At 68.0% G+C, this 12,164-nt stretch carries 14 protein-coding genes and 1 pseudogene; 9 read left to right on the top strand and 6 right to left on the bottom strand.

What is annotated here, in order from left to right; genetic code table 11:
- Positions 1-24: 24 nt before the first annotated feature.
- Together gap and tkt are read right to left on the bottom strand one after the other, a co-directional pair.
- Positions 25-1,032, bottom strand: coding sequence for a type I glyceraldehyde-3-phosphate dehydrogenase (gene gap, locus K6K41_RS08345; RefSeq protein ID WP_261404650.1), 1,008 nt, complete (start codon positions 1,030-1,032; stop codon positions 25-27).
- 208 nt (positions 1,033-1,240) lie between these two features.
- Positions 1,241-3,256 (bottom strand): transketolase, encoded by a 2,016-nt coding sequence (tkt, locus tag K6K41_RS08340; RefSeq protein ID WP_261404649.1) that lies wholly within the window; start codon positions 3,254-3,256, stop codon positions 1,241-1,243.
- A 310-nt stretch (positions 3,257-3,566) separates the two neighbouring features.
- On the opposite strand from tkt, the gene K6K41_RS08335 reads away from it, so the two are divergent.
- The 8 genes from K6K41_RS08335 (at position 3,567) to K6K41_RS08305 (ending at position 7,514) form a co-directional block, all read left to right on the top strand.
- Positions 3,567-3,851 carry a DUF4164 family protein gene (locus K6K41_RS08335; protein WP_261404648.1) on the top strand — a complete coding sequence of 95 codons (285 nt, stop codon included), beginning with the start codon at positions 3,567-3,569 and terminating at the stop codon, positions 3,849-3,851.
- A 4-nt stretch (positions 3,852-3,855) separates the two neighbouring features.
- Positions 3,856-4,227, top strand: a complete 372-nt coding sequence (locus tag K6K41_RS08330) for a cell division protein ZapA (protein WP_261404647.1) — start codon at positions 3,856-3,858, stop codon at positions 4,225-4,227.
- A gap of 227 nt (positions 4,228-4,454) precedes the next feature.
- On the top strand, positions 4,455-5,222 hold the full coding sequence (locus K6K41_RS08325; protein ID WP_261404646.1) for a hypothetical protein: 768 nt from the start codon (positions 4,455-4,457) through the stop codon (positions 5,220-5,222).
- A 231-nt stretch (positions 5,223-5,453) separates the two neighbouring features.
- Positions 5,454-5,894, top strand: coding sequence for a 5-formyltetrahydrofolate cyclo-ligase (locus tag K6K41_RS08320; protein WP_487308364.1), 441 nt, complete (start codon positions 5,454-5,456; stop codon positions 5,892-5,894).
- Complete coding sequence (locus tag K6K41_RS30975; RefSeq protein WP_487308371.1) at positions 5,824-6,081, top strand: 5-formyltetrahydrofolate cyclo-ligase; 258 nt, start codon at positions 5,824-5,826, stop codon at positions 6,079-6,081. The genes K6K41_RS08320 and K6K41_RS30975 overlap by 71 nt, the downstream gene beginning before the upstream one ends.
- Positions 6,082-6,127: 46 nt before the next feature.
- The gene (locus K6K41_RS08315) at positions 6,128-6,253 is read left to right on the top strand and encodes an EncA/B family entericidin (RefSeq protein ID WP_261404645.1); all 126 of its coding nucleotides are present in this window, start codon (positions 6,128-6,130) and stop codon (positions 6,251-6,253) included.
- A gap of 107 nt (positions 6,254-6,360) precedes the next feature.
- A complete protein-coding gene (locus tag K6K41_RS08310; protein ID WP_261404644.1) occupies positions 6,361-7,185 on the top strand; it encodes a TIGR00282 family metallophosphoesterase in 825 nt (274 codons plus the stop codon).
- Between the two features lie 62 nt (positions 7,186-7,247).
- Positions 7,248-7,514 carry a YARHG domain-containing protein gene (locus tag K6K41_RS08305; protein ID WP_261404643.1) on the top strand — a complete coding sequence of 89 codons (267 nt, stop codon included), beginning with the start codon at positions 7,248-7,250 and terminating at the stop codon, positions 7,512-7,514.
- Between the two features lie 8 nt (positions 7,515-7,522).
- Here K6K41_RS08305 and K6K41_RS08300 read toward each other — a convergent pair whose 3' ends face one another.
- Complete coding sequence (locus K6K41_RS08300; RefSeq protein WP_261404642.1) at positions 7,523-7,813, bottom strand: hypothetical protein; 291 nt, start codon at positions 7,811-7,813, stop codon at positions 7,523-7,525.
- Entirely contained in the window at positions 7,810-10,107 is a 2,298-nt protein-coding gene (locus K6K41_RS08295; RefSeq protein WP_261404641.1) for an FdhF/YdeP family oxidoreductase, read from the bottom strand. Before K6K41_RS08295 ends, K6K41_RS08300 begins: the two co-directional genes overlap by 4 nt.
- Positions 10,108-10,550: 443 nt before the next feature.
- On the opposite strand from K6K41_RS08295, the pseudogene K6K41_RS08290 reads away from it, so the two are divergent.
- A pseudogene (locus K6K41_RS08290) lies at positions 10,551-11,292 on the top strand (YebC/PmpR family DNA-binding transcriptional regulator).
- Positions 11,293-11,467: 175 nt separating this feature from the next.
- Here the strand turns inward: K6K41_RS08290 and K6K41_RS08285 are convergent.
- Positions 11,468-11,734 carry a hypothetical protein gene (locus K6K41_RS08285; RefSeq protein ID WP_261404640.1) on the bottom strand — a complete coding sequence of 89 codons (267 nt, stop codon included), beginning with the start codon at positions 11,732-11,734 and terminating at the stop codon, positions 11,468-11,470.
- A 42-nt stretch (positions 11,735-11,776) separates the two neighbouring features.
- Complete coding sequence (locus K6K41_RS08280; RefSeq protein ID WP_261405682.1) at positions 11,777-12,106, bottom strand: TM2 domain-containing protein; 330 nt, start codon at positions 12,104-12,106, stop codon at positions 11,777-11,779.
- Positions 12,107-12,164: the final 58 nt, after the last annotated feature.

Below are 12,164 nucleotides of genomic sequence, written 5' to 3'. Positions count from 1 at the left end.
GCGTCTCGAAGCACGCATTGTCCGTCAGATGAGCTTCGCCATCGCCACCGCGGTGTCGGACATGCGGGACGAGAAGCCCCACTCGTTGTCGTACCAGCTCAGCACGCGCACGAAGTTTCCTTCGAGCACCTTGGTCTGGTCGAGCGCGAAGGACGAGGAATGCGGGTTGTGGTTGAAGTCGCTGGAGACGAGCGGCGCGTCCACGACGTCGAGGATTCCCTTCATCGGGCCCGCCGCCGCCGCCTTGATGGCGTCGTTGACTTCCTGCACCGAGGTCGGACGCTTGGCCACGAACTTGAAGTCCACCACCGAGACGTTCGGGGTCGGCACGCGGATCGCGGTGCCGTCAAGCTTGCCCTTGAGCTCCGGCAGCACGAGGCCGACGGCCTTGGCGGCGCCGGTCGAGGTCGGGATCATCGAAAGCGCGGCGCGGCCGCGATAGAGATCCTTGTGCATGGTGTCGAGCGTCGGCTGGTCGCCCGTGTAGGAGTGGATCGTCGTCATGAAGCCATGGTCGATGCCGATCGCGTCGTTCAGCACCTTGGCGACCGGCGCGAGGCAGTTGGTCGTGCAGGAGGCGTTCGAGACGATCAGGTGGTCCTTGGTGAGCTTGTCCTGGTTCACGCCGAACACGACGGTGAGATCCACGCCGTCGCCCGGGGCCGAGACGATCACGCGCTTGGCGCCGGCGGTCAGATGCGCCGCAGCCTTGTCCTTGGCGGTGAAGAGGCCGGTACATTCGAGCGCGATGTCGACGCCGAGCTCGCCATGCGGCAGCTCCGCCGGGTTGCGGATCGCGGTCGCCTTGATGTCGCCGTGGCCCGCCACCGTGATGACGTCGCCGTTGACGGTGACTTCGGCCGGGAAGCGGCCGTGGACGCTGTCGTAGCGCAGAAGGTGGGCGTTGGTCTCGACCGGGCCGAGGTCGTTGATGGCCACGACCTGGATGTCCTTGCGCCCGGACTCCACGATCGCCCGGAGCACCAGTCGGCCGATGCGCCCGAAACCGTTGATCGCGACCTTCACCGTCATTTTCGTCCCATCCTCTCGTCGGCGCCTGTTCGGCGCACTTATCCATCCGTCGGCCGGCCGCAAGACTCATCCGCGGCGTCATGCCCGGCAAAGCCGGGTATCCACGACTTCGTTCGGCGCGACGCCCTACGATCAAGTCGTGGATACCCGAGACAAGCTCGGGCATGACAGCCGGCTGGCCGTCCTATAGAGCGAAAAGCCGTAGAAGCTATGACTTTTCGTCGTGAAGGCCATTCACGCCGCTGAAGCGCTCATGTCCTTTGCGAGCGCCACGACCCGCCTCGGTCGTGATGCCGAACTTTTTGTAGACCTCCTTGTACGGCCCGCTTTCGCCGAAGCTCGACATTCCGACGAAGCCGCCGTCCGAGCCGACGATCGAGTCCCAGCCCATCCGGATCGCCGCCTCGATCGCGATCTTGACCGGCGCCGTGCCGATCACTTCCGCGCGATAGGCGCCGCTCTGGTCGTTGAAGAGGTCCATGCAAGGCACCGACACCACGCGGGTCGGGACGCCGGCGGCGTCGAGCGCGATCTTGGCCTCGGCCGCGAGGCTGACTTCCGAGCCCGAGGCGAACAGGCTGACCATCGGCGCGCCCTCGGCGGCCTGCAGCTCATACGCGCCCTTGGCCGTGAGGTTCTCTCCGGCGTCTTTCAGGCGGAGCTGCGGCAGGTTCTGGCGGGTGAGCGCGAAGATGCTCGGCCGCGTCTTCGAGGCGACCGCCACTTCCCAGGCCTCCGCCGTCTCGATGCCGTCGCAGGGGCGGAAGACGTTGAGGTTCGGGATCGCGCGCAGCGCCGCGACATGCTCGACCGGCTGGTGGGTCGGGCCGTCCTCGCCGACGCCGATCGAGTCATGAGTGAAGACCTGCACGACGCGGATGCCCATCAGCGCCGCAAGCCGCAGCGACGGGCGGCAGTAGTCGGAGAACACCAGGAAGGTCGATCCGACCGGCAGGATGCCGCCATGGATCGCCATGCCGTTCACCGCGCCCGCCATGCCGTGCTCGCGGATGCCCCAATGCATGAAGGAGCCGCCGCCTTCGGGCGAGATCACCGTCATGTTCTTGGTGAGCGTGTTGTTGGACGGGGTGAGGTCGGCCGAGCCCGAAACGAGCTCCGGCAGTTCGCCCTTCACCACGGTGAGCGCGGCTTCGCCGGCCTTGCGGGTCGCGAGCTCCTTCGGCTCGGCGTAGAGCTTGGCCTTGTAGTCGGCCATCGCCTTGGCGAAGGTCTCCGGCAGGTCGCCGTGGAGGCGGCGTTCGAGATCGTTGCGGACGCCCGTCTCGAGCGCCTCGAAGCGCTTCTCCCACTCCTTGCGGGCGCCCTGGCCGCGCTTGCCGGCCTCGAGCCAGAGCGACTTCAGGTCGTCGGGCACCACGAAGGGCTCGTAGTCCCAGCCGAGATGCTTGCGGGCCGCCGCGATCTCGTCGGCGCCGAGCGCGGAGCCGTGGACCTTCTCGGTGCCGCCCTTGTTGGGCGCGCCGAAGCCGATGACGGTCTTGCAGGCGATCAGCGTCGGCTTGTCGGAGCCTTCCGTCGCCTTGATCGCCGCCTCGACGGCGTCGGCGTCGTGGCCGTCGACATGGACGGCGTTCCAGCCGCAGGCCTTGAAGCGGGCGACCTGGTCGACCGAGTCCGAGAGCGAGGTGTGGCCGTCGATCGAGATGCCGTTGTCGTCATAGAGGAAGACGAGCTTCGACAGCCGGTAGTGCCCCGCGATCGCGATCGCCTCCTGGGAGATGCCCTCCATCAGGTCGCCGTCGGAACACAAGGCGAAGGTGCGGTGGCCGAACACGGTCGGGTATTCGGCCGCGAGGATGCGTTCCGCGAGCGCCATGCCGACGGCGTTCGAGATGCCGGCGCCGAGCGGGCCCGTGGTGGTCTCGACGCTCTCGGTGTGGCCGCGCTCAGGGTGCCCGGGGGTCTTGGAGCCGACCTGCCGGAAGTTCTTGAGCTGCTCGATGGTCATCTCCTTCGAGCCCGTCAGGTGGAGCAGCGAATAGAGCAGCATCGAGCCGTGGCCGGCCGAGAGCACGAACCGGTCGCGGTCGACCCAATACGGGTCGGTCGCGTCATATTTCAGGATCTTGGTGAAGAGCACGGTCGCCACGTCCGCCATGCCCATGGGCATTCCGGGATGGCCGGAATTGGCCTTCTCGACTGCGTCCATCGAAAGGAAGCGGATCGCGTTCGCCATCCGGCGTTGGGTCGCGGCGTCGCTCATGGGGCTGGTCCGATCGGTTCGAGGCGCTAAGAGGCTGCGCCCGGTAGGTCGTAGGGTGGGGCGTGCGCCCCGTCGATGTCGCGCGGGACGTTTAGGACGGCGGCGCCGCGAGTCAACTCGCGCGACGCCCCTATCAACCGTGCAAGGCGCGAAAGTCAGACTTCGTTCCCCCGGCTGCGCCGGCGCCGTTCGCCGGTGGACGGAGCGCAGCCGGCGATTGACGGCTTTTGGCGCGGCCCCCTAAAGTCGCGCGGCAAGACGTTGCGGCCGTAAGTGTTTTCGGCCGCCGGCCACGGGGACATCGGACAGAGTGGGCGATCTCGACCAGGCGCTGAGGCGGCTCAACGCGGCGCTGGAGGCCGCGGAGGCCGCGGCGACGCGCGCGCTCGACACGGTCGACGCCGCCCGCGCCCGCGAGGAGGAGCTGCAGGCCTTCGCCGACGACCGTCAGCGCCTCGCCGATCTGCTCGACCTGTCGGCCGCCAAGGCCGAAGCCTCCGAAGCCAGGCATCGCACGCTCGAGCAGGAGGTCGGCCGTCGTCTCGACGCGGCGATCGGGGCCGTCGAGAGCGTCCTCTCCGAAGCCGGAGCCTGAAGCGATGGCGCAGGTGACGGTCCAGATCGGCGGGCGCGACTACAAGATGGCCTGCGGCGAGGGCGAGGAGGAGCACCTGCTCTCGCTCGGCCGCATGGTCGACGAGCGTTTCGGCCAGCTGCGCGGCCAGTTCGGCGAGGTGGGCGACATCCGCCTTTCCGTGATGACCGCCATCATGATGGCGGACGAGCTTTCCGAGGCGAAGCGCCGCCACGAGGCGCTCGAGACCGAGATCGCGAGCCTGAGGCTTGCGGGCGACGACGTCGCCAAGCAGTTCGACGCGCGCCACGCCGACGTCGCCGAGCAGCTCGCCGCCGCAGCCGAACGGCTGGAGCGGCTGGCGAACGAACTCGGCGAGGGCGCACGGCGGGACTGAGATCGGACGGCCGACGAGCCTATAGCCAGCCGTGCGCGCCGCTTGACCGATCGCCGAGCCGTCGCTCCCTCAACAAACCTGTTTCGCTCCGGTTGTGGCGCTTTCTCTGGTGGGGAGTGATGTCGGTTGCCGCATCGTTTTCGCACAACCTTGTGATCTCTCGCCGACGCCTCTCCCCTTAGCATCTCCTCGGCCTTGTTGGAGGCGAAGGCGCTGAGGGGGCGGCGATGAAAGCGGGTTTCGCGGCGATGATCGCGTTTGGGCTGATGGTGGTGGTCTGGCCGGCGGCGGCCGAGGACTATCCGATGGAGGCCCAGCGCTGCATCTGGCGATGCCTCGCGGACTCGAAGGGCGCTGACGATCCCGCCTATATGCGCTGCGCCGAGCGTCGCTGCTCCGGAAAGCCGGAGCGCAAGCAGCGCGCGAAGCCTGAGCGTCGCTCGGAGGCGCCCGAGCCCGGCCGTTGGACCTACGGGGAGCATCGGAGGCTCGGGCTCTCGGCCTATGTCGAGGTCGGGAGCGAGGCTTTCGGGCTCGCTTTTCCGGCGCCGCGGGCGAATGGCGAGCCGCACGGCTATGCCGGTCGCGACGCGCTTCACCCGAGGGCTGTCGCCCTCGCGCGCAGGGCCCGGATGGTTCGTGTCCATCTGGAACGCGCCCTTTGCGGTCGGCGGCGGCGGTCCCTATCCGGCGGCCGGGACCTGTTCGAAATCGAGAGCGACTACTGCGGTTCTGACATTGCACGGATCAGGTCGTCCGGAACGCTCCTGCTCCTGAAGGAGCCGATGCGCTCGCTGTCATCCGATGACGGCGTCACGCGCCTGGCGCTCGATGGCGCCGGCGGTCCCCTGGTCGTCGAGACCGCCGGCGATCTTGCAAGGCTCGACAGCCCGACAGAGGTTCCCCTCGCGGGCGCGAGCCGGGCGATCGCGCAGCTTGCGAAGAATTGCGCGCCGCTGAGGCGCCAGATGGCCGAGGGCTGCGACGTCGACTGACGCGGCCGATGACTTGACCTCATCAAGGGTCGACGTCGCCACTAGCGCGGCGCATCCGGCTCGCCTATCTTTGTCCGGCGGTGCTGCGGGGTGCGTCAGGACAACTTGAATCCCCGGGCCCTTACGATTCCGAACGGGAGCTGTCCCTGGCCTCGACCGTGGTCTTGGCCATTTACGGCGCCCACCTACTCTGTAGGTGTCCCGGGTCCCGTCCAACGGCCATCGTCCGACATGATTGAACAGCCCCACGACGTCGCCGCCCGGAAGGCCGTGGTGCGCAAGGCCGCGCTCGCCGCGCGGGCCGCGATCGGCGAGGCCGAGCGGGCGGCCGCGGGACGGGCGATCGCGGCGCTCGGCGGCGAGATCGTCGCGGACGAACGACCGGCCTGCGTCTCGCTGTTCTTCCCCGTGAAGGGCGAGATCGACATGCTGCCGCTGGCGAGGAAGCTGAGCGCCGCCGGCGTGCCGCTCTGCCTTCCGGTGATCGTCGCCAAGGGCGAGCCGCTCGTCTTCCGCCGCTGGCGGCCGGGCGACGTTCTCGAAGACAGGCCGTTCGGCCTGAAGGAGCCTCCGGACAGCGCGGCCCGAGGTCGAGCCCGACCTGCTGTTCGCCCCGCTCTCCGCTTTCGACCGGCAGGGCGGGCGTATCGGCTATGGCGGCGGCTTCTATGACCGGACGCTCGAAAAACTGAGGGCCAAGGGAGCGGCGCTCGCGATCGGCGTCGCGTTCGCAGCGCAAGAGTCGAAGACGTTCCTGTGGCCGAACATGACCAGCGGATCGATTTCGTGCTCACCGAGAACGGTATTTTGGGACGCTGACCGCGAACCAAGCCGGCGTTCGAGCGTTGTTTCACGCTGACGTCACATGCCGCGCGCCCGCGCGGTCGAAATCGGGAAACTGCGCCATGACCCGCCTCTTCATCGTCTCCTCGCTCATCCTTACGACCGTCGCGCTTTCGGCTTGCGCCAACACAGTGCGCGGCGTGCGCAACGACGTCGCGGCGACCGGGCGGGCCGCGACCGGCCGCTGAGGCGAAAAGACCTCGCCGCAATCAGATCATGACGAGGCTGCGCGCCTCGTTTAGGAAACGCGTCGTCGCCTGAAGGCGGCGGCGCGTTTTCGTTTCAGGATCTCGTCATGCGACTTCTCTTCCTCGGCGACGTCGTCGGGCGTCCCGGCCGGGCCGTGGTGGCGGAGCGCCTGCCGGCCTTGCGCGAGCGCTGGTCGCTCGACCTTGTGGTGATCAACGGCGAGAACGCCGCCGGCGGCTTCGGCATCACCGAGGCGATCTACGAGGATCTTCTGGCCGCCGGCTGCGACGCCGTCACGCTCGGCAACCATTCCTTCGACCAGCGCGAGGCGCTGGTCTTCATCGAGCGCGCCGAGCGCTTGATCCGCCCGGTGAACTTCCCGAAGGGCACGCCCGGCCGCGGCGCGGCGCTCGTGGAGGCGAGGAACGGGGCGCGCGTGCTCGTCGTCAACGTCATGGGGCAGGTGTTCATGGCGCCGGCGCTCGACGATCCGTTCCGGGCCGTCGAGGCCGAGCTCGCCGCCTGTCCGCTCGGCGAGGGGGCGGACGCCGTGATCGTCGACTTCCACGCCGAGGCGACGAGCGAGAAACAGGGGTTCGGACATTTCGCCGACGGCCGCGCGAGCCTCGTGGTCGGCACCCACACCCACACGCCGACCTCGGACCACCGCATCCTTCCGGGCGGCACCGCCTACATGTCGGACGCCGGCATGTGCGGCGACTATGACAGCGTTCTGGGCATGAAAAAGGACGAGCCGGTGCACCGTTTCCTGCGCAAGCTTCCGTCCGGGCGCTTCGAGCCGGCGGAGGGCGAGGGGACGCTGTCGGGCATCGCGGTGGAGCTCGACGGACGCGGGCTCGCGACCAGGGTCGCGCCCGTGCGGATCGGCGGCTGCCTCAGCGAGGCCCGCCCGGAGTTCTGGGAAATCTAAGGGCTGTCGCGTCTGCGCGCCGCATCGTAGCCTGCGGGCGACCATTTTCGGGGGAAGACGACATGAAGATCGCCGCAGCCGCCTGTTTCGGCTTCGTCCTGTTCGCGACGCCGGCTTTTGCCCGGTTCCCCTGCGACGAGCTCTGGGGCGAGCGCAACGCGATCTACAAGGACGCGGGCTACTGCTTCAAGACGGCCAAGGCGATCAAGGCTTTTGGGAACGCCGGCTGCCAATATGACGACATTGCGGACGTGCCGCTGTCGGCCCGCCAGCGCGCCGACGTCGCCGATATCCAGAGGCAGGAGCGCGAGAACGCCTGTCCGCGCTAAGCGGCGGTTCAGGCCGCCTGCGCGGTCCCGCCGAACAGCGCGGCGCCGGCCTCGGTGAGCTCCAGCCGCATGCGGCGGCTTTTCGCGCTGGTCGAGGTGGCGCGCAGCAGCCCGCCCTCGAGCGCTGCGGCGGCGCGCAGCGCCAGCGCATGGCCGACGCCGAAGACGCGCCCGAAACTCATCGTGTCGCGCGCGACGCCTTCGCCGACGGAGACCACCAGAGCGGCCTCGAGCGGCTGAAGGTTCTGGCTCTCGGCGATCGCCTCGACGCGGGCGAGGAAAGCGTCGGCCTCGCTCATGCGCCGCTCCGCTGGCGGAAGGTCACGAGCGTCGACTTCGAGAGCGGGGTGTCCGATCCCTCGCCGGCCTTGTTGAACGGCACGACGGCGTTCAGCTCCGGATAGTAGCCGGCTACGCAGCCCCTGGGGATGTCGTAGGCCACGATGCGGAAGTCTTCGGCGACACGCGCGCGGCCGTCTTCGGAGGACCCCAGAACGTCGACGCGCGCGTTCGGCTCGGCGCCCATCGCGGCGATGTCCTGCGGATTGATGAACACGACACGGCGCTCGCCGTAGACGCCGCGATAGCGGTCGTCGAGGCCATAGACCGTGGTGTTGTACTGGTCGTGGCTGCGGAAGGTCTGCAGCACGAACTGGCCCTCGGTCTTGCGGGCGCTCTGGTGCTCCACCTCGACGGGGAGCGGCGCGGCGGAAAACTCCGCCCGGCCGGACGGCGTCCGCCATTCGCGCTCGGTCGCCGAGTTGCGCAGCCAGAAGCCGCGCGGCTTGCGGACGCGGACGTTGTAGTCCTCGAAGCCCGGAATGACGCGCGACAGGCGATCGCGGATGAGATCGTTGTCGTCCGCCATCGCGGCCCAGTCGATGACCTGCGAGCCGACGGCCTCGGCCGCCATGCCAGCGATGATCGCGACCTCGGATTTGAGATGCGGCGACGCGGGCTTGTTGATGCCGCCCGAGCCGTGGACCATCGACATCGAATCCTCGACGGTGACGATCTGGACCTTGCCCTTGGAATTGCGCTCGATCTCGGTGCGTCCGAGGCAGGGGAGCAGATAGGCGACCTCGCCCACCGCCATGTGGCCGAGGTTCGGCTTGGTGGCGATCTGGACGGTGAGCCTGCAGGCGCGCAGCGCCGCCTCGACGACCGGCGTGTCGGGCGTCGCGCGGGCGAAGTTGCCGCCAAGCCCGATGAAGGCCTTGGACCGACCCTCCACCATCGCGTGGATCGCGTGCAGCACGTTGTGGCCCGGCGTCCGCGGCGAGGCGATGCCGAACTCCTTGTCGAGATTGTCCAGGAACCAGCCTGGCGCGTTCTCGTTGATGCCGACCGTACGGTCGCCCTGCACGTTGGAGTGGCCGCGCACGGGGCAGAGGCCCGCGCCCTCGCGCCCCACATGGCCGCGCAGGAACAGGAGGTTGGCGATCTCGCGGACGGTGGCGACGGAATGCTTGTGCTGGGTCACGCCCATCGCCCAGGTGGCGATGACGCGCTCGGCCCCGAGATAGACGTCGGCGAGCGTCTCGATCTCGTCGTAGGTGAGACCCGACTGATCCTCGATGTGGCCCCAGGGAGTGGCGATCACCTCGGCGCGCCAGGTTTCGATGCCGTGCGTGTGCCGGGCGATGAACTCTTCGTCCAGCAGGCTCGGGCGGCCGGCGGCCTTTTCGAGGTCGTCGCGCGCGAACACGATCTTGGCGACGCCGCGGATCGCCGCCATGTCGCCGCCGAGCTTGGGCTGGAAGTAGTGGGTCGCGATCGAGGTCGCGCCGCCGCGCAGCATCTCGATCTTGTCCTGCGGGTCGGCGAACTTCTCGAGTCCGCGCTCGCGGATCGGGTTCAGCACCGCCACGCGCGCGCCGCGCATCGAGGCCTTGCGCAGGTCGCCGAGCATGCGGGGATGGTTGGTGGCCGGGTTCTGCCCGATCACGAAGATGGCGTCGGCGTGGTGGAAGTCCTCAAGCAGCACCGTGCCCTTGCCGATGCCGATGGAGGCGATCAGTCCGACGCCGCTCGCCTCGTGGCACATGTTGGAGCAGTCGGGGAAATTGTTGGTGCCGAAGCTTCGCGCGAACAGCTGGTAGAGGAACGCGGCCTCGTTGGAGGCGCGGCCCGAGGTGTAGAACTCGGCCTCGTTCGGGGAGTTCAGCTTGCGCAGTTCGGCGCCGATCTCGGCGAAGGCGTCCGCCCAGTCGACCGCGACGTAGCGGTCGGTCGCGGCGTCGTAGCGCATGGGATGGGTGAGGCGGCCGACATTTTCGAGGTCGTAGTCGCTCCAGCCGCGGAGCTCGCTCACCGTGTGCCTGGCGAAGAACGCCGGCGTCGCACGCCGCTCGGTCGATTCCCAGGCGACCGCCTTCACGCCGTTCTCGCAGAATTCGAACGACGAGCCGTGCTCCGGGTCGCCCCAGGCGCAGCCGGGACAATCAAAACCGTCGGGCTGGTTGGCCTTCAGCATGGCCTTCGCGCCAGCGAGCGCGGAGCCGCTCGCGAGCAGATGCTTACCGCAACTGCGAAGGGCTCCCCAACCGCCGGCTGCCTTCGATTTCTTCAGTGCGGGAGCAGCGTCTGTCATTTGAAACGTCTATCAATCAAGCGGCTCGACCGCTGGCTTCGTGCGGGTCGGAAGCTAAGTGCAACCACCTAACTCAACAATAATTTTCTATTATCCGCACGGTCGATGGTTTGATCGGCGACGCCTTTCAATCCCGCTGGCTGGAACTCGTCACAACCCAAGTCGATTGTCAGATCTGATCAATCTCTTGGCGCTGGGGCTGCGGGGCGATGTCGCCCGCGATCGGCTCACGACGAAAAAGAGATCGCCTGTGTTGCGTAGCAGCATGGCACATCCGCGCCGGGCGCATGGCGCGTTGGGAAGGCTTCCCGGCCGTCGTCCGCGCGCCCGGCTTCCTTTCGGGCCCGCGCGCCTCTATAAGCCCGCATCCTGAAAATCTGCGGCCGCCCGCCGCGCGCGCCCGACCGGCGCCCCGGAGCGTCCGCGAACCGCCGGAGACTCCCTTGGCCGGGCATTCGCAGTTCAAGAACATCATGCACCGCAAGGGCCGCCAGGACGCGGTCCGCGCCAAGCTCTTCTCAAAGCTCGGCCGCGAGATCACGGTGGCGGCGAAGGCCGGCTTGCCCGATCCCGACATGAATCCGCGCCTGCGCCTCGCGGTGGCCGCCGCCAAGGCCCAGTCGATGCCTAAGGACAACATCCAGCGCGCCATCAACAAGGCGGCTGGCGGCGACACCGAGAACTACGAAGAGGTGCGCTACGAGGGGTATGGCCCGGGCGGCGTCGCCATCATCGTCGAGGCGCTGACCGACAACCGCAACCGCACGGCGTCGGCCGTGCGCTCCTACTTCACCAAGTCCGGCGGCGCGCTCGGCGAAACCGGCTCGGTCGGCTTCATGTTCAACCGTCGGCGAGATCGTCTATCCGGCGAAGGCCGGCTCAGCCGACAAGGTGCTGGAGGCCGCGATCGAGGCCGGGGCGGAAGACTGCGAGTCCTCGGAAGAGAGCCACGTCGTCACCTGCGCGTTCGAAGATCTCAACGAGGTGTCGAAGGCGCTCGAGGCCTCGCTCGGCGAGCCCGAAAGCGTGAAGGCGGTGTTCCGCCCGAACGTCACGACCGCGCTCGACGAGGAGAAGGCGACGAGCCTGATGAAGCTGCTGGACAGCCTCGACGAGGACGACGACGTGCAGAACGTGCACGGGAACTACGAGATCTCCGAAGAGGTGATGGCCAAGCTCGGCTGACGGGCCGGGCTGCGCGCCGTGGCCGAGCGTTCCGTCGCTCGGCCAAAATGTTCAGATTTTCTTAGGACTTGGGCGTCGCCCCGCCGTTCCCCGTTCGGTCACGGGAGAACGAATCGTGAGGCGCCGGTTTGTTCTCGTGGAGGGGGCGCTGACGAAGGGAGTCGTCGTCCCAGGTCTAGATGCGGCCGAGCGCTACGAGCAGCGCGAAGAGGGCCGACATCCAGACGGAGCCGCCAATAAGCCCGGTCCAGGTCTGCGACATCACGAGCAAGCCGGAGGCGTCGCGGCCAAAGCCATGCCACGGAAACTCGGTCCGTTCCCCTTGCATCGCCTCGGCCCACGCGCGGCCGAAGCTGAGGGCTGCGAGGGCGAGGCGTCCCGTGCCGTAGAGGATGAACTCCCACAGCACGCCGGCGACGAAACGGACGAGAGCCTCGATCATCGGCTGATGATCGTGGCTCGCCTTCCGATGCGCCAGTGGGCTTCAGCTTTCCGCGCCGTTCGCCCTGCGCACCATGCCCGGGATCAGGAAGAGGTCGACGAGATACCAGATGAGCGCGAGCGGGATCAGCAGATACTGAAAGTCGTTGCCGCCTATGATGAGCGGCAGGAAGAGCGTCGTCACGCCGAGCGCGAGTTGCGCGTAGCCGGATTGCTTGTAGCCGAGATAGAAGCGGTGGAGCCCCAGAAAGCCGCCCCCGCCCATGATCTGCAGCGCATAGGCGACCCACATGGTCTTGCGCGCAGGCGGCGTTTGCCGCGCCGTTGGCGCGGCTTCTTCGGACAGGGCGTCGTGGCTTGTGACGCGGGGCACTCTCGCCAAGGTTCGCCTCCTTCGCCCTGCGGCTTTGGCGTTCGGCTTGCCCGCTGAC

The sequence above is a fragment of the Chenggangzhangella methanolivorans genome, assembly GCF_019797865.1.
Taxonomy (GTDB): domain Bacteria; phylum Pseudomonadota; class Alphaproteobacteria; order Rhizobiales; family Methylopilaceae; genus Methylopila; species Methylopila methanolivorans.
The sequence above is the reverse complement of the archived record's forward strand: the minus strand, read 5'-3'. Positions and strand labels throughout refer to the sequence as shown.